Source organism: Mucilaginibacter sp. (assembly GCF_028288185.1).
GTDB lineage: Bacteria > Bacteroidota > Bacteroidia > Sphingobacteriales > Sphingobacteriaceae > Mucilaginibacter.
Genome location: NZ_JAQBOF010000014.1, coordinates 1 through 17,053, shown reverse-complemented (window position 1 = coordinate 17,053; position 17,053 = coordinate 1). Strand labels below are relative to the sequence as shown.

Genomic DNA, 17,053 nt, shown 5'->3' with positions numbered 1-17,053 from the left:
AGTAGGCAGTTTGCTGCTGGCTGTTTGCAGTAAAGCAGCTTGCCAACTGCAAACTGAAAACTGCCAACTGGAATGAAGATATATAATTATTCAGATTTAAATAAAAGCGATATCGCCAAACTGGTGCAACGTAATGTTGACCCGGCTAACGAGATACGCGCCATTGTTGAGGAGGTTTTAGCCACCGTACAACAAAACGGCGACCGTGCTTTGTTTGATTATGCCGAGAAGTTTGATAAGGTAACACTAAGCAAACTTTATTTGGATAAGGCGGAGTTGGAAGAGATTGCTTCAACCGTATCGCCGGAACAAAAAGCGGCTTTGGATATCGCCTACAATAACATATATAAGTTTCACCAAACACAGTTAAAAACCGAGGATAAGGTTGAAACTATGCCCGGTGTTACCTGCTGGCGCGAGTTAAGGCCGATAGAAAAAGTTGGCTTATATATCCCCGGTGGTACTGCCGTTTTGCCAAGCACTTTTTTAATGTTGGGCATACCGGCCCGCATAGCAGGCTGTCATGAAATTGTGGTTTGCTCCCCACCGCAAAAAAACGGTAAGGTAAACGCGTTCATCGCTTACGTTGCCTTGTCGTTGGGGATAGATAAGATATATATGGCGGGTGGTTCGCAAGCTATAGCGGCAATGGCTTACGGTACAGAAACTATTACCAAGGTTGATAAGATCTTCGGCCCCGGTAACCAGTTTGTAACCAAGGCTAAAACCATCATCCAATCAACCACTACTACGGCTATTGATATGCCCGCAGGCCCGTCAGAAGTATTGATAATTGCTGATGATACAGCAACACCTGAATTTATTGCCGCCGACCTGTTAGCACAAGCGGAGCATGGCATTGATAGCCAGTCGATTTTGGTTACTACATCGGCACAAATAGCTGAAGAAACTTTAGCCGAGGTCGACAAGCAAACAGCCGTATTGCCCCGTGCAGAAATTGTTAAACAGGCGTTGGATAACTCCTATATCGTAATAACAAGCACGTTAGATGAGGCGATGCAATTCAGCAATGAATATGCGCCGGAACACTTAATACTGGCTACTGAAAACTGGAAACTTATAACTGCCGGCATTATTAACGCCGGCTCGGTATTCCTGGGTAATTTAACGCCGGAGAGCGTGGGCGATTATGCATCGGGAACTAACCATACGTTGCCTACAAGTTCTTATTCCAGGGCTTATTCGGGGGTATCGGTTGACTCGTTTGTGAAAAAAATTACCTTCCAGCATATTACGCCCGATGGGATAAAAAACATCGGGCCATCAGTAGAAATACTGGCAGAATTAGAGGGCTTGCACGCGCATAAAAATGCGGTGAGTGTAAGGATGAAAAGTTAATACAACAAATATGTCATTGCGAAGAACGAAGCAATCGCAAGGAGAAAAGTCACCGACTTGCATAGTTCGCGATTGCCACGCTACGCTCGCAATGACAAATAGAGATTAAGACCATGTTTAACATAAACAACATACTTAGAGAAAATATTAAAAACCTAACCCCCTACTCTTCCGCACGTGATGAGTTCCAGGGTGAGGCAAGTGTATATTTAGATGCTAATGAGAACGCTTTTGGTTCGCCGTTAGAGGATCAGTATAACCGCTATCCTGATCCGTTGCAATACAACGTTAAAAAGCGTTTAAGCGAGATCAAGGGCGTGCCGGTTCGTAACATATTTTTAGGTAATGGCAGCGATGAGGCTATCGATATCCTTTTCCGCAGCTTTTGCAACCCGGGCGTTGATAATGTGATATTGGTACCGCCTACTTATGGCATGTACGAGGTATCGGCCAACATCAATGATATCCAAACTAAGAAGGTATCACTTACCGAAGAATTTCAATTAAACCTTGAAGGTATAGCAGAAGCAATTGATGCAAACACCAAACTGATATTTATCTGTTCGCCAAATAATCCTACAGGTAATTCTATCAATCGCGATGATATCGAAACCTTGCTGAATAACTTCGACGGCATTGTAATAGTTGATGAGGCATATATCAACTTCAGCAGGCAAAAAACCTTTATACAGGAGCTTACCGAATATTCAAACCTGGTAGTATTGCAAACCTTATCAAAAGCATGGGGGTTAGCCGGTTTACGTGTTGGCATGGCTTTCGCAAGCGAAGAAATTATCGAGGTGATGAATAAGGTTAAACCTCCTTATAATATCAACGAATCGTCACAACAACTGGCTTTAAAAGCGTTAGCTAATGTAGAGCAGGTTAACGGCTGGATAAAAGAAACTTTAGTACAGCGCGATAAGCTGGTATTAGCTTTAAAAGAGTTTGATTTTGTACTGGATATTTACCCAAGCGATGCTAACTTTATACTGGTTAAAACAACCGATCCGAAAGGAATTTATAACTTCCTGGTTCAAAAGGGTATTATTGTGCGTGATCGGTCAAAAATTGATCTTTGCGAGGGCAGCTTACGCATAACCGTGGGTATACCTGCCGAAAATGAAATATTGATCGACACTTTAAAAAATTTCAAATGAGCAATCCCCAAAAACTACTTTTTGTAGACCGCGATGGCACCATGATCAAAGAGCCGGTTGATGAACAGATAGACTCGTTTGAAAAACTGGAGTTTTATCCGGGTGCAATAGAATACTTGTCGAAAATTGCTACCGAGCTTGATTATGAGTTGATAATGGTTACCAACCAGGATGGTTTGGGTACGGCTTCATATCCTGAAGATACCTTTTGGCCGGTACATAATTTCATCCTAAAAACATTTGAGAATGAAGGTGTAAAGTTCTCGGCAGTATATATTGACCGCACCTGGCCAAAAGATAATGCTTCTACCCGCAAACCGGGCACAGCGTTGTTGACGCAATATTTTGATACTACTAAATACGATCTGAAGAACTCCTTTACCATAGGTGATCGCCGTAATGATGTGTTATTAGGTAAGAATTTAGGTGCTAAAGCGATATGGTTAAACAATCAATCTAATTTAGGTGCAGGTGAGGCTCAAAACAATACCTACCTGAAAGACACCGTAGCTTTAGAAACCACCGACTGGAAAAAAATATACGAGTTTTTAAAACTGGGCGAACGTGTTTTTGAAAACAAACGTACCACTAAGGAAACCGACATCTACATAAAAATAAACCTGGATGGTACCGGCGAAGCCAAAGTATCAACTGGATTGCATTTTTTTGATCACATGCTGGATCAGATCGCGCGCCATGGTAGTATCGACTTAGAAATAACCGCCAAAGGCGATCTGCATATTGATGAACATCATACCATCGAAGATACCGGCATTGCTTTAGGCGAAGTTTTTGCAGCCGCTTTAGGCAACAAAAAAGGCATTGAACGCTATGGTTTTTGCCTGCCGATGGATGATTGCCTGGCACAAGCGGCTATTGATTTTGGCGGCCGTGCATGGCTGGTCTGGGATGCCGATTTTAACCGCGAAAAAGTAGGCGATGTACCTACCGAGATGTTTTACCACTTTTTTAAATCGTTTACCGATGCGGCAAAGTGCAACTTAAATATAAAGGCCGAGGGACAAAACGAACATCATAAAATTGAGGCCATATTTAAAGTATTTGCCAAGGCAATAAAAATGGCGGTTAAACGTGATGTAAATAATATGGTTTTACCAAGCACGAAAGGAATGTTATAGTTGGCAGTTAACGGTTTGCAGTTTGCATACCGTTAATCAAAGCTAACTGCAAACTAACAACTGCAAACTGATGATAGGGATAATAAGGTACGGTGCAGGCAATATATTTTCACTTACAGCGGCTTTAGAGCGGCTGGGGATTGCGTATGGCATGATTAATACCGAAGCCGATTTAGCACAGTATAACCGTTATATTATACCGGGTGTTGGGCATGCGGGCGCGGCAATGAACAAGCTGGAACATACAGGCCTGGTACCCGCCATAAAAGCGCTTAAAAAACCAACTCTGGGTATATGTGTAGGCATGCAATTGCTTACGGCTTATTCAGAAGAAGGTGATTCAAATCTGCTAAATATCTTTCCTATAAAGACCTTGAAATTTGCCAGCAGCCCTGAGCATAAGGTGCCACATACAGGTTGGAACCAGGTTTACTCCGAAAAGGAAAATCAACTTTTTAAAGATATACCTATTGGTTCACATTTTTACTTTGTACATTCATACTTTATTGAGTATGACAATGCTTACACTTTAGCTGCTACAGATTACAGTATTAAATTTTCGGCATCAATTTGGAAGGACAACTTCTATGGTGTCCAGTTCCATCCTGAGAAATCAGGTATTTATGGCGAAACATTATTAACGAACTTCTCAAAAATATAAAGACATGTATATAATTCCTGCTATTGATATTTTAGATAAAAAGGTTGTCCGCTTACGCGAAGGCGATTATGAGCAAGTGACCAGTTATGATGTTACTTTAGAGGAAATGATAGAGAAATACCAGTCGCATGGTACTAACCTTATCCATATCATCGATCTTAACGGAGCGAAGAACGACTTTTCTAATCAACAGTATTTATTTGATGTGATTAAAAAAACCGACATGCAGGTGCAGTATGGCGGTGGCATACGCAGTATTGATAAGGTTAAAGAGTTAGTGGATGCCGGTGTACATCGTGTTATTGTTGGCACACAAGCTCTAACCAATCCTATGTTTTTGGATGAATTGAGTAAAGCTATTTGTGGCCGCGATAAATGCTCGGACAATGTAGTTATTGCTATTGATGTACTGGATGAAGTTATAAAATATTCAGGTTGGATGGAAAGTTCGCCAATTAAACTAATGGACTATGTTGACCGTTGTTTATCATTAGGTTTCTTCCGCTTTTTATGTACCGATATTAATAAGGATGGTAAGCTAGGTGGCGCCGGTGTTGAGCTATATGCAAAACTGCTTGACCATTCGCCATTTATAAAACTTATTGCATCAGGCGGTGTAAGCTCTATGGCCGATATTGAACAGCTGAGTAGTTATAAAGTAGAATCAGTAGTTGTTGGTAAAGCAATTTATGAGGGCAGGGTATCTATTGAAGAAATAAAGAATTGGAATTTGGAATCATTAATGTCAATCTAATATATTATAAAGCGTCATTGCGAGCGCAGCGTGACAATCCCTACACGATAGATATACGACTTACCTGGCGTGTAGAGATTGCCACACTCGTTCCTCGTTCGCAATGACGGTCGCTTGTCAACCCATGTTAGCTAAAAGAATTATCCCCTGCCTTGACGTTAAAGACGGACGCACAGTTAAAGGCGTAAACTTCGTAGACCTGCGCGATGCCGGCGACCCGGTTGAACTGGCCTGGAACTACTCGCGCCAGGGAGCGGATGAGCTGGTATTTTTGGATATAACCGCAACGCACGAACGCCGTAAAACAATGGTGGAACTGGTTAAGTCGGTTGCAAGACAAATTAACATCCCGTTTACTATAGGGGGGGGTATTAATGAAATTGCTGATGCGGACGCATTGTTAAATGCTGGGGCTGATAAAATATCCATCAATTCGGCAGCAGTACGTAACCCGGCTTTAATTGATGAGTTAGCTAAAGCATTTGGGGTACAGTTTGTAGTTATTGCTATTGATACACGGGTAAACAATGGTAAAAACATTGTTCACTTAAACGGTGGCCGTATCCCAACAGAAAAAGAAACATTAGACTGGATATTAGAAGCCGAAAGTCGTGGCGCGGGCGAGATATTATTAACTTCTATGGATCATGACGGTACAAAAGCCGGTTTTGATAATGGGTTATTAAAAAAAGTTAATGATGCCGTAAATATTCCGGTCATAGCATCGGGCGGGGCAGGCTCTGTACAGCACTTTGTTGATGTATTTGAGCAGACTAATGTTGATGCGGCTTTGGCAGCATCTGTTTTCCATTATGGTGAAATATTAATACCTGACCTGAAGGATATTTTAAGGAACAGGAAAATTGAAGTGAGATAAATAATACCCAACTGTCATTTCGAACGATAGTGAGAAATCTATACATAGATAAACATCGTTGCCTGTGTCCTCACAGACAACTTCTTAAACAAAACAATCATAATGTCTATGAAGACACAGACATTGGAAATTTATAAAAAATGAATATAGACTTTAACAAAACAGACGGCCTTGTGCCGGTTGTGATCCAAGACGCACAAACCCTTGAAGTATTAATGCTGGGTTACATGAACCAGGAAGCATACGATAAAACAGTTCAGGATAATATCGTCACCTTTTTCTCGCGCTCAAAACAACGCTTATGGACAAAAGGCGAAACCAGCAACAACTTTCTGCATGTTAAAAGCATTCATTTAGATTGTGATAACGATACGTTGCTAATAAAAGTTAAAGCCGATGGCCCAACCTGCCATACAGGTGATCGTAGTTGTTTTAAAACCAACTATAACCAAAACTTTATATTAGAGTTAGAGCAGATCATTGCCGATCGTTACGAAAATCCACAAGAAGGGTCGTACGTAAACAAACTGCGCAAAAAAGGCTTAAATAAAATAGCACAAAAGGTTGGCGAAGAAGGAGTTGAAACCGTAATAGCCGCCTTAGCCGAAACAGAAACCGACCTTATAAATGAAGCGTCTGATCTTGTTTTCCATTTGATAGTTCTACTTCGCGAAAAGGGGTTAAGTTTGGAAACAATTGCAAAAAATCTGGAAGAGAGACATAAATAACTTGTCGCGTTTATTTTTTTTTGTAATTTACACTTAACCAAAAAACAAACACATGAGATACCTATTTCCTATTGCAATTATTGCCTTGTTGGCAGTTGGTTGTTCGCATTCTGACCAAAAAGTAGAAAAAGCACATGAATTAGTAACACAAGCCGTAAAAGACAGCTTGAAAGACCCGGAAAGTTATGAGAGCGTAAACTTTAGTCAGCTTTTAAAGTTACACGATACTGTTAAAGTAATTGACGGTCAATCATACCCCGAACCTCACTATGGTCAATACGAGATAGCACATACTTACAGATTTAAAAACGCTTACGGTGGTACAATTACCAAATCAGACGTTTTTCATTTAGACAGTGGCTTGAGAGTTGCCAAAGGCGGCTTCTTAGGTCAGCATGTTAAGTTTCAAAATTAAGTTTAACCATCAAACAATCAATATAGAAAAGCCTTCCAGCTACACCGGAGGGCTTTTCCTTTTATATTTGCACCAATGATCACCGTTCAAAAAACCACCGAGCTTACCGGGCACTCGAACCCTATATTTGCTTTAACATTATCGCAAAAGCCGGGGATATTGTTTACGGGTGGTAATGATAAAGGCGTGGTTGAGTGGAGTTTAAAAACCAATTCATTCATCAAAGTAATGTTTCCGGTTGCCGCTTCGGTTTATGCTATACATTGCCCTGAAGATTATCCATTAATGTTTACCGGTTTACGCAGTGGCGAAGTGTTGGTGTTTGATTTTATCAAGCAGCAATTACTGCCGGGTTTGAGGCATCACCGTAAGCCGGTGTTTGATATTAAATCCGTAAACAGCAAAAAAGAACTGTTAGTAGCTTCTGAGGATGGCACCGTATCCGTCTGGAGTTTAGACAAGCTGCAACTAATACATACTATAAAAATTTCATCAGATACTATTCGTTGTATCAGTATCTCGCCAGATGAGAAGCAGGTGGCATTTGGCTGTCGCGACAGCGAAATAAGGATCTATGATCTGGAAGACTACACTTTAATAAATGTGTTAAAAGGCCATACCATGGCGGTTTTTTCTCTTCAATATTCGCCAGACGGCGCTTACCTGGTTTCCGGCTCGCGCGATGCGCAGATTAAAATATGGAATACCGGTATTTTTGAATTAATAGAAAGTATACCGGCTCATTTGTTTGCCGTAAATCATATTGTTTTTCACCCTACCCAACCTTATTTTGCTACTGCCAGTATGGACAAAAGCATTAAGCTTTGGGGAGCAGACGATTTTAAGCTTTACAAGATCATTAGCCGCGAAAAAGGTTATGATACGCATCGCTTATCCGTAAATAAACTGGCCTGGAACGGTAATCAATTATTATCTACCGGAGATGACAAAAAAATAATCTTATGGGATATAAAATTCGATTAGAATATTCTCTTTATGCTATGAAGATGATGTGTATAACGCTGTAATTCTTCCGAATAAATACCTTTCTCATCAATAGTATCTATTTTAACTTTGCCTGATGCATGGATAATATGCTCACGATTTAGCAACATACCAACATGAGTAACTTTACCATCAGCATTTTTAAAGAAAGCCAGATCACCAATAAGCGCGTCTGATAAAGAATTTATCAATGCACCTTGTTGGGCCTGCATACTTGCATCGCGTTTTAACTGCGCCCCTTTAAGCTTAAAAACTACTTGTGTAAAACCAGAGCAATCAATACCAAAGTGCGTACGCCCGCCCCATAGATAAGGTGTATTTATAAATGATTTGGCAATAAGGTCTATATTTTCGTTTTGCCCTATTTGCCCAATAATTTCAAACTTCTCTTTTTCAATATAACAGGTAGTACCGTTTAAGAATGAAAGTGAGCTGCCGGCAGGTAAATACAATACACTATTGTCTTTTATTTTCCAGGCCTGGGTTATAGCTTTATAAGTTAGTTTTGGCGGGGTTTGTTGTAATTGCTGATAATTAAGGTGCCCAAGCATAATAAATTGCAAACGGCTAATCCAGCCTGTATAGTTGTCATTAGCCGTAATAATTTCTGCCCAGCCTTCTTTCCAGCTTAAAATTTCAAAGGCTTCGCCAAATAAAACCTGCGACACTTGTTCGCTGCGTTCGCTTGGCTCGGCGCGTATAGGTATTACCGCTAAATTGCAAATTCCGTATTCCATTTTTAAAATATCAGCCTGCTTGTACGTTAACTATTTTTTAAATGTTTCAATAACAAAAAAGGGAATACATATTATGTATTCCCTAATTATTATTTAAATATCGTTAATATTATTCATTCATGTGCAACCAATCTTTCTTGGCTAACAACTCTTCGCGGGTTTCGCGTACATTTTCATCATCCACACAGCAATCAACCGGGCAAACTGCCGCGCATTGAGGCTCGTCATGAAAGCCAACACACTCTGTGCACTTATCAGGCACAATGTAATATATATCGTCTGATAAAGCTGCCTGTGTTTCTTCAGCATTTAAAGTAACACCATCGCCAAAATCAATAACACCTTTTAAGCCCGTTCCGTCCGAAAAACGCCAGGCTGCACCAGCATCATAAATAGCATTATTTGGGCATTCGGGTTCGCAAGCTCCACAGTTTATGCATTCATCGGTGATTATAATCGCCATATTTCTAAAATAATCTTATATTCTCAATTACCTTTGTCCACTTAACAAAGTGTGCAAATATAACAAAAAAAGAATTTCAGAGTTTGAATACTTACCATATATATGTCAAAATTTACCACAAAAGAATTAATTAATACGTTTTCTAAACTTGGGGAACAACTTTCTAACCCTGATATAGAACTTACCGAACTGATAACCAACGAACACATATACAACGCCTGGTTCACCCCCGAAAGTGTTGAAAACGCTGTAAAATCCATCGGTAAGATGCTGAATGAGCCTGACTTGACAACATGGCTTAATCCATATGATTTACATAAAAACACATCGCCCAAAAAGATCGGCTTAATATTAGCAGGCAATATCCCATTGGTTGGTTTTCATGATGTGTTATCTGTATTGGCAACCGGTAATCACGCATTGATCAAAGCATCGGTGCAGGATGCCCGGTTAATTAAGCATGTTTTAGAAAAGTTGTCAGTTATTGATAGCAGGTTTAAAAATCAATACAGTTTTGTTGAGCGATTGATAGATTTTGACGCCGTAATTGCTACGGGCAGTAATAATTCATCGCGCTATTTTGAGTATTACTTTGGTAAGGTGCCCAACATCATCCGCAAAAACCGCAATAGTTTAGCGGTCATAACCGGCAACGAAACAGAAGAACAACTATATAATCTTGGCCATGATATTTTTGATTATTACGGATTAGGCTGTCGTAACGTATCAAAAATCTTGATCCCGAGGGGTTACCCCATCGCTACTTTTTTTGAAGCTATTGAGCCCTATCAGCCCATTATCCATCATAATAAATACAATAATAATTACGGTTATAATAAGTCCATTTACTTAGTGGGTAGTGAACAACACTTGGATAATGGGTTTTTATTATTGAGGGAGGATGAAAACTTTGTATCACCATTGGCGGTGCTTTTTTATAGTTATTATGATGATCTGCAATCGGTAGAAAAATTAATTAATGCCGAGGCAGAGAATATACAATGCGTAGTAAGCTCGGCACTATTAAATGTAAAAAGCCAGGTGGTTAATTTTGGCCAAAGCCAGCAGCCCCAATTATGGGATTATGCTGATGGTATTGATACGATGGATTTCTTGGCAAATCTATAATTTTATGCAGAAAGCAAAAAGACTAAAGCTGAAAGCTTATTTTGGAATATTATAAAAGCTTTCGGGTAAAAAAAGATAAATTTGGTGCAGAAAGTAAAAAAGCTTTAAGCCTTGTGCTTTTAGCTTTAAGTTCAAACAATGTATATTATAAAAGTTAAAGGCGTTGCAAAAATACCCGATTATGTACAGCTAAGGGATGATCAATTTACCCTGCTGGCATACTTTAGGGTTGACAGGCCCGAAAAATCACTAGATAAGGTTGGCCTGACCGATAAGGCCGAATATATAATGAGCGTTATTAAAGACCTTCCGTTTGGTAAGATCTTAAAATTAGAATTATAAAACAATGATAGGAAACTCCATTATTAAGCTAAATAATGTTGATGTATTTCAACAAAAGCACCTGGTATTGTCAAACGTAAACCTGCATATTGATAAAGGTGATTTTGTATGGCTGATAGGCCAAACCGGATCAGGTAAAAGCAGCCTGCTTAAAGTAATTTATGGCGATTTACCGGTTAAAGTAGGTACCGGCCATGCCTGCGGATACGATCTGGATAAAATAACAGATAAAGATATCCCCTACCTGCGCCGTAAGTTGGGTATAGTTTTCCAGGATTTTCAATTATTAACAGACCGTACTGTTGAGCAAAACTTGCAATTTGTAATGCGCGCCACTGGTTGGATAGATGCCCAACTGATCACCAATCGCACGCTTGATGTGTTGGAAAAAGTAGGTTTACGCTCAAAACTTAAAAAAATGCCGCACGAGCTATCAGGCGGCGAGCAGCAGCGTGTGGTTATCGCACGTGCTTTACTTAACGACCCCGAAATAATTTTGGCAGATGAGCCAACCGGAAACTTAGACCCGGATACATCAGAAGAGATTGTTTTATTATTGAAACAGATCAGTCAATCGGGCACTGCAGTGGTAATTGCTACTCATGATTATCATATTATACGCACATTCCCATCACGCATTATAAAATGCGAGAACGGCAAAGTTTTGGAAGATGCCATTATTTAGTTGGCAGTTCCGATAGTTATCGGGATTAGTTAGCAGATAACTATTGTCTGCTAAATTGTACGTAACACCAATCGCCCACTGCCAACTGTTCACCGCTAACTGACACGCTGTCGCGCTAATGCGGGTTGGCAAGGTACTTGATTGGCACTATTAGCTATGAAATTTAACGATATGTTGAAGAAAAAAAAGACGGATGCCCCGGAAACAACCGAGGCCATAAATGATACTATTGACAATGAATCTGAGTCTGCATTAGCAGATGTTCCTGCTGAAAAATCTGGAGAAGATCTTTTAAAAGAAGAATTGTCATTAGCTAATGATAAATACTTACGCTTATATGCCGAGTTTGATAATTTTAGACGACGCACCATAAAAGAGCGCGAAGATGCCCGCAAAATGGAAGGTAAAGATTTAATTACCTCCCTACTACCTGTATTGGACGATTTTGAGCGCGCTTTAAAAGCTACCGAAAATGCAACTGATGTTGCACCTGTTAGAGAAGGTGTTATGCTGATACAGAATAAATTAAAAAACACACTTACTCAAAAAGGTTTACAACCAATGGAATCTATTGGTCAGCCGTTTGACGCTGACTTGCACGAAGCTATTACCAACATCCCTGCTCCTGCTGATGACCTGAAAGGTAAGGTTATTGACGAAATGGAAAAAGGTTATTATCTTAACGATAAAGTTATACGCTTTGCCAAAGTAATTGTCGGAGCGTAAGTTAATATCGGATGTCGGATTTTCAATTTCGGATTTATTGAATATCTGGCGTCTATTAAATATAAATGAATAAATAAATTCGAAATCGAACATTCGATATCCGAAATAAGGAAATATGTCAAAAAGAGATTATTACGACGTACTAGGCGTATCAAAAGGTGCCGACGCAGATGAGATAAAGAAAGCTTATCGCAAAATGGCTATTAAATATCACCCGGATAAGAACGAAGGTGATAAAGCAGCCGAAGAAAAATTTAAGGAAGCAGCCGAAGCCTACGAAGTTTTAAGTAACCCTGAGAAACGCCAGCGTTATAATCAGTTTGGCCATGCAGCCAACGCGCAATCTGCCAATGGCGGTGGTGCCGGATATGGCGGAGCGGGCATGAATATGGAAGACATATTTAGTCAGTTCGGCGATATTTTTGGCGGTGGTGGTGGTTTCGAAGGTTTCTTCGGCGGTGGCAGGCAAAGTCAAAGCGGCCGCAGGGTGGCTCGTGGCAGTAATCTGCGTATTAAAGTAAGATTAACGCTGGAAGAAATTGCCAGCGGTACCGAAAAAAAAATAAAAGTAAACAAGCAAATAATTTGCAAAACCTGCGATGGTTCGGGCGCTAAGGATCAATCATCTTTCCAAACCTGTAAAACCTGCGGTGGCCAGGGTGCGGTAAGGCGTGTAACCAACACCATACTAGGCCAGATGCAAACAACCAGCACCTGCCCTACCTGTAATGGCGAAGGTTCTGTAATAACCTCAAAATGTAATGTTTGCCATGGCGATGGTGTTGTACGCGGCGAAGAAACCATCAGCTTAAATGTACCTGCCGGTGTTAGCGAAGGCATGCAATTAAGCATGAGCGGCAAAGGTAATGCTGCCCCACGCGGCGGTGTACCGGGAGATCTGATCATCCTGATAGAGGAAATACCACACGAAACTTTAAAACGTGATGGCAACAATGTTATATATGACCTGCACATCACCTTTATTGATGCTGCTTTAGGTACCAGCATTGAAGTACCTACCATTGACGGTAAAGCCAAGATCAAAATAGACCCCGGAACACAAGGTGGTAAAATATTGCGCTTAAAAGGCAAAGGCGTACCAGAGGTTAACTCTTACCATCGTGGCGACCAATTGATACACATCAACATCTGGACACCAAAAGCATTGAGTAACGAAGAGCGTGCTTTGTTAGAAAAACTACAAAATTCGCCAAACTTTAAACCTAATCCGGGCAAGAACGAAAAAAGTTTCTTTGAGCGGATGAAGGAATATTTTGAATAATAAGGAAAAAGATAAAAGCAGAAAGCTCAGGATCATTATGGTTTTGAGCTTTTTTTGTTTTTAACTGGTTGATGCATAATTAATTCGTTAATTAAATCCTGAACTTTTTTATAATCCATTGCCTCCACAAGGTAAGCCTGACCTGTTCCGTTATCATTCCAGGTATTTTTTCCATTTGTAGAAACTTCTCCTATTTTTCCTTTATGCAGATCATAATATGGCGAATAACCTTTAATAGCAACCAATACTGCTGTTTCATCCCAGCTCATGCGGCCTTGTGCATCGCCTGCTGATTTTGAGATCGCAATCCTAAAAGCATCTTTTACCGGGCTATTAATAATAGATTGATTATTTATCAACGGTAAACCCGTCTTTATTTTTTCGCCTATTTCAAACCCGCTAAATATAACCGGCACACCTATATTTTGAAATACATTGTTTGATGCCACGATATCCTTATCTATATTAAACTCATAACCTTCTGGGAATTTGCCCGCCATGCTAACCAATAACTTCACTTTCTTTTGGATAAGTTGTTTCCCGTTAAGACTTGAATATTGATCAGCTGTTGTATTGAGTAAATTTGAAATATTGGTTAAAAAACCAATTGTAACAATAGTTACGCTATGATCTGGCTGGGCGGCAAGTATCCTTCGGTAAAGTGTTATAGCATTTTCAACATCGGCAGTGGTTTTTATTATATGGGGATATTTAGCAAGCACTGTATCGGTCCAATGCTGGCCGTCACGTATGTTTACCGCGTTCCCGTTAGGTACGCCTATGAGGATATCAGGGCGGTTAAAGTAAGTATTAAATACATTCAGCACCCCTGCAATGCCTTCATATTTATTGCTGGCCATTGTCGCTAAAATGCGGGCTTCTCCATTATCTGCCAGTGCATGCAAAATGGTTATGGCACCAACATCATCATAATCAGGACCGATATCACTGTCAAAAATTATATTTACAGGTTTAGCATGCTTTTGTGCAAAAACACCTATCTGACAACAAAGAATGGTGTATAATAAAAATGATAGTAATTTCATAGGCGAAATATTAATATAAACATACACCATCTATTTGTTATTCATTATTTTTAGAACAATATTTTCTTAATGCTAAACAATTTAAGGGATTATTTATTTTAGCCTTATGATTAAACGCGTCGCTGTAATGGACCTCGGTACCAATACATTCCATTTATTAATTGCAGAGGGTGCCGCGTCTGATTATAAAGAGATTATCCATGAGCACGATTCTGTTAAGTTGGGCGAGGGCGGTATAAATAAAGATATTATCCAACCGGCGGCTTATGAGCGTGGAGTTAATACCATGCAAAAGTTTCGGGATGCTATTTTACTACATAATGTTGAAGACGTACGGGCAATAGCTACATCGGCTTTACGTAATGCTGCAAATGGCAAAGAGTTTATTGATGAAGTAGCAGCAAAAACAAACATCAACATTGAACTAATAAATGGCGAGCAAGAGGCCGAATACATTTACAAAGGCGTAAAATTAGCCGGGGGGCTGGGCGATCAAACATCGCTCATAATGGATATTGGCGGCGGCAGTGTCGAGTTTATTTTAGGCAACGCACATAACATACTTTGGAAACAAAGTTTCGAAATTGGCGCGGCCCGGTTAATGGATAAATTTCATCAAACAGACCCTATCCCTAGTCATTCAATCAACGCTCTTAACGTTTATTTGGAAGAACATCTTGTCACCTTAATAGCCATTGCATCAAAGCATCCTGTCAATGCGCTCATCGGGTCATCAGGAGCTTTTGAAACCTTTGCCGAAGTAATAGAATTAGGTAAAAGCAATTCATTTGATCTGAACATTAAAAACTATGATTTTGAATTAAATGAACTAACAAGCGTAACAGACAAGTTTATATACTCATCCCATAACGATCGTAAAGCCATGAAGGGCATTATTCCTATTCGTGTGGATATGATCGTAGTAGCATCCTTGATCACACGGTTTATTATTCAAAAGCTGGGTATCAACAATGTTTGTATGTCAACCTATTCTTTAAAAGAAGGTGTGCTGGCAGAAATAATGACCTAGTCTCCGTACTTTGACATCGGTTTTAACTTATCCCCTAACCTTTGTATATTGCTGTCCTTAACTGATACGCATGAAATTAAAATTTACTATCCTGGGCTTTGCCTTATTATTTGCCATTACATCGCAAGCACAAAGAAAGCCCCGCAATACCGCTAACGATACCATAAGCTCTAATTATATTCCGGCTAATTTATTTTCGCCGGCTTTCCATACAGAAAAGGGTAACGAGTTTCATTCGGTAAATGGAGATCCAGGCCCTAAGTATTGGCAAAATCGGGTGGACTATGTATTGAAAGCCAACATTGATACCGTAACCAAAACTTTAACGGGCGATGAAAATATCATCTATACCAACAACAGCCCCGATGCTTTGCAATATCTATGGTTGCAGATGGATCAGAATACTTATAAAAAAGATGCACGATCAAACTTTGTAACCGGTAACCAGCCAAAGGCTAGTCAGCATACAACAGGTTATCAGCTTGAATCTGTAAGTATCTCACAAAATGGCAAAACCGAAAAGGTACCTTATGTAGTTACAGATTCCCGCATGCAAATCCGCCTTCCAAGAGCGGTAACCGCACATGGCGGTCAGATCAATATTTTAATAAAATACCACTATGCTATCCCCGGCGATTTTGGCGGACGTACAGATTACACCGATACCAAAAATGGCAAGATCTATGAAATTGCCCAATGGTTCCCGCGAATGTGTGTATATGATGATTCGCAGGGCTGGGACACGCTGCCATTTTTAGGCAGCGGCGAGTTTTATTGCGAGTATGGCGATATTGATTACAGCGTAACCGTTCCATGGGATATGATCGTTGCCGGATCGGGCGAGTTGGTTAATCCTGCCGAGGTTTTAACCGCTAAACAATTGAGCCGCTATACCGAGGCACATAACAGCGATAAAACCATCATGATAAGGACACCGGAGGAAGTGACCCAACCATCATCACGTCCGGTTAATAAAGGCAAGCTTACCTGGCACTTCAAGATGTTCAACACACGCGATGTAGCGTTTGGGGCCTCTAAATCGTTCGTTTGGGATGCGGCAAGGATCAACCTGCCCGGTGGTAAAAAATCGCTGTCAATGTCTGTTTACCCGGTTGAGAGTGCGGGCAATGAAGCCTGGGGAAGATCAACCGAATATTTGAAAGGCGCTATAGAGCATTTCTCGGCCAAGTGGTTTGTTTACCCTTATCCTTGCGCGGTTAATGAGGCCGGTATTGCCGGCGGAATGGAGTATCCGGGTATTTTGTTTGATGGCATTACCGATAAAGGCAAAGAGTTATTTTGGGTAACTGCCCACGAGATAGGCCATAACTGGTTCCCGATGATAGTTGGCAGTAACGAACGTAAATACATGTGGATGGACGAGGGTTTTAACACTTTTATTAATGAATTCTCTACCAAAATGTTTAACAAAGGCGAGTATGCGCCTAAAGGCCCTAACAACAATGCCCAAAATGTATTAAGAAGCTATATAAGAAGCAAGGACCCGTTAATGACC

19 protein-coding genes are annotated in these 17,053 nt (G+C 40.3%); 16 read left to right on the top strand and 3 right to left on the bottom strand.

Annotation, left to right across the window (positions count from 1 at the left end; genetic code table 11):
- The first annotated feature begins 72 nt into the window (after positions 1–72).
- The 9 genes from hisD to JWQ34_RS06810 all read left to right on the top strand — a co-directional run bounded on the left by hisD (position 73) and on the right by JWQ34_RS06810 (position 8,077).
- On the top strand, positions 73–1,359 hold the full coding sequence (hisD, locus tag JWQ34_RS06850; protein ID WP_299355815.1) for a histidinol dehydrogenase: 1,287 nt from the start codon (positions 73–75) through the stop codon (positions 1,357–1,359).
- Between the two features lie 113 nt (positions 1,360–1,472).
- Positions 1,473–2,519, top strand: coding sequence for a histidinol-phosphate transaminase (gene hisC / locus JWQ34_RS06845; RefSeq protein ID WP_299355813.1), 1,047 nt, complete (start codon positions 1,473–1,475; stop codon positions 2,517–2,519).
- The gene (hisB, locus tag JWQ34_RS06840; protein WP_299355811.1) at positions 2,516–3,658 is read left to right on the top strand and encodes a bifunctional histidinol-phosphatase/imidazoleglycerol-phosphate dehydratase HisB; all 1,143 of its coding nucleotides are present in this window, start codon (positions 2,516–2,518) and stop codon (positions 3,656–3,658) included. Before hisC ends, hisB begins: the two co-directional genes overlap by 4 nt.
- 70 nt (positions 3,659–3,728) lie before the next feature.
- A complete protein-coding gene (gene hisH / locus JWQ34_RS06835; RefSeq protein ID WP_299355809.1) occupies positions 3,729–4,319 on the top strand; it encodes an imidazole glycerol phosphate synthase subunit HisH in 591 nt (196 codons plus the stop codon).
- Between the two features lie 4 nt (positions 4,320–4,323).
- Complete coding sequence (locus tag JWQ34_RS06830; protein ID WP_299355807.1) at positions 4,324–5,073, top strand: 1-(5-phosphoribosyl)-5-[(5-phosphoribosylamino)methylideneamino] imidazole-4-carboxamide isomerase; 750 nt, start codon at positions 4,324–4,326, stop codon at positions 5,071–5,073.
- A 124-nt stretch (positions 5,074–5,197) separates the two neighbouring features.
- Complete coding sequence (gene hisF / locus JWQ34_RS06825; protein ID WP_299355804.1) at positions 5,198–5,950, top strand: imidazole glycerol phosphate synthase subunit HisF; 753 nt, start codon at positions 5,198–5,200, stop codon at positions 5,948–5,950.
- A gap of 140 nt (positions 5,951–6,090) precedes the next feature.
- Positions 6,091–6,678, top strand: coding sequence for a bifunctional phosphoribosyl-AMP cyclohydrolase/phosphoribosyl-ATP diphosphatase HisIE (hisIE, locus tag JWQ34_RS06820; RefSeq protein ID WP_299355802.1), 588 nt, complete (start codon positions 6,091–6,093; stop codon positions 6,676–6,678).
- Positions 6,679–6,730: 52 nt separating this feature from the next.
- Positions 6,731–7,093, top strand: a complete 363-nt coding sequence (locus JWQ34_RS06815; protein ID WP_299355800.1) for a hypothetical protein — start codon at positions 6,731–6,733, stop codon at positions 7,091–7,093.
- A 75-nt stretch (positions 7,094–7,168) separates the two neighbouring features.
- Entirely contained in the window at positions 7,169–8,077 is a 909-nt protein-coding gene (locus tag JWQ34_RS06810; protein WP_299355798.1) for a WD40 repeat domain-containing protein, read from the top strand.
- Here the strand turns inward: JWQ34_RS06810 and JWQ34_RS06805 are convergent.
- Together JWQ34_RS06805 and JWQ34_RS06800 are read right to left on the bottom strand one after the other, a co-directional pair.
- Positions 8,074–8,835 (bottom strand): NlpC/P60 family protein, encoded by a 762-nt coding sequence (locus tag JWQ34_RS06805; protein ID WP_299355796.1) that lies wholly within the window; start codon positions 8,833–8,835, stop codon positions 8,074–8,076. The two genes, JWQ34_RS06810 and JWQ34_RS06805, sit on opposite strands and share 4 nt — an antisense overlap.
- Positions 8,836–8,944: 109 nt before the next feature.
- Entirely contained in the window at positions 8,945–9,298 is a 354-nt protein-coding gene (locus JWQ34_RS06800; protein ID WP_230548106.1) for a 4Fe-4S dicluster domain-containing protein, read from the bottom strand.
- A gap of 102 nt (positions 9,299–9,400) precedes the next feature.
- Here JWQ34_RS06800 and JWQ34_RS06795 point away from each other — a divergent pair, with 102 nt between their 5' ends.
- The 5 genes from JWQ34_RS06795 (at position 9,401) to dnaJ (ending at position 13,461) form a co-directional block, all read left to right on the top strand.
- Complete coding sequence (locus tag JWQ34_RS06795; protein ID WP_299355792.1) at positions 9,401–10,426, top strand: acyl-CoA reductase; 1,026 nt, start codon at positions 9,401–9,403, stop codon at positions 10,424–10,426.
- 138 nt (positions 10,427–10,564) lie between these two features.
- Positions 10,565–10,768, top strand: coding sequence for a fructose-6-phosphate aldolase (locus JWQ34_RS06790; RefSeq protein ID WP_299355790.1), 204 nt, complete (start codon positions 10,565–10,567; stop codon positions 10,766–10,768).
- Positions 10,769–10,772: 4 nt separating this feature from the next.
- Entirely contained in the window at positions 10,773–11,453 is a 681-nt protein-coding gene (locus tag JWQ34_RS06785; RefSeq protein WP_299355788.1) for a cell division ATP-binding protein FtsE, read from the top strand.
- Between the two features lie 156 nt (positions 11,454–11,609).
- A complete protein-coding gene (locus tag JWQ34_RS06780; protein ID WP_299355786.1) occupies positions 11,610–12,179 on the top strand; it encodes a nucleotide exchange factor GrpE in 570 nt (189 codons plus the stop codon).
- A gap of 115 nt (positions 12,180–12,294) precedes the next feature.
- On the top strand, positions 12,295–13,461 hold the full coding sequence (dnaJ, locus tag JWQ34_RS06775; protein WP_299355784.1) for a molecular chaperone DnaJ: 1,167 nt from the start codon (positions 12,295–12,297) through the stop codon (positions 13,459–13,461).
- Between the two features lie 35 nt (positions 13,462–13,496).
- On the opposite strand, the gene JWQ34_RS06770 is transcribed toward dnaJ, so the two are convergent.
- The gene (locus JWQ34_RS06770) at positions 13,497–14,507 is read right to left on the bottom strand and encodes a nucleoside hydrolase (protein WP_299355783.1); all 1,011 of its coding nucleotides are present in this window, start codon (positions 14,505–14,507) and stop codon (positions 13,497–13,499) included.
- A gap of 106 nt (positions 14,508–14,613) precedes the next feature.
- Here JWQ34_RS06770 and JWQ34_RS06765 point away from each other — a divergent pair, with 106 nt between their 5' ends.
- Positions 14,614–15,537, top strand: coding sequence for an exopolyphosphatase (locus JWQ34_RS06765; RefSeq protein WP_299355782.1), 924 nt, complete (start codon positions 14,614–14,616; stop codon positions 15,535–15,537).
- 70 nt (positions 15,538–15,607) lie between these two features.
- Positions 15,608–17,053 (top strand): M1 family metallopeptidase (locus tag JWQ34_RS06760; RefSeq protein ID WP_299355780.1); only part of this gene is annotated, 1,446 nt, incomplete at its 3' end.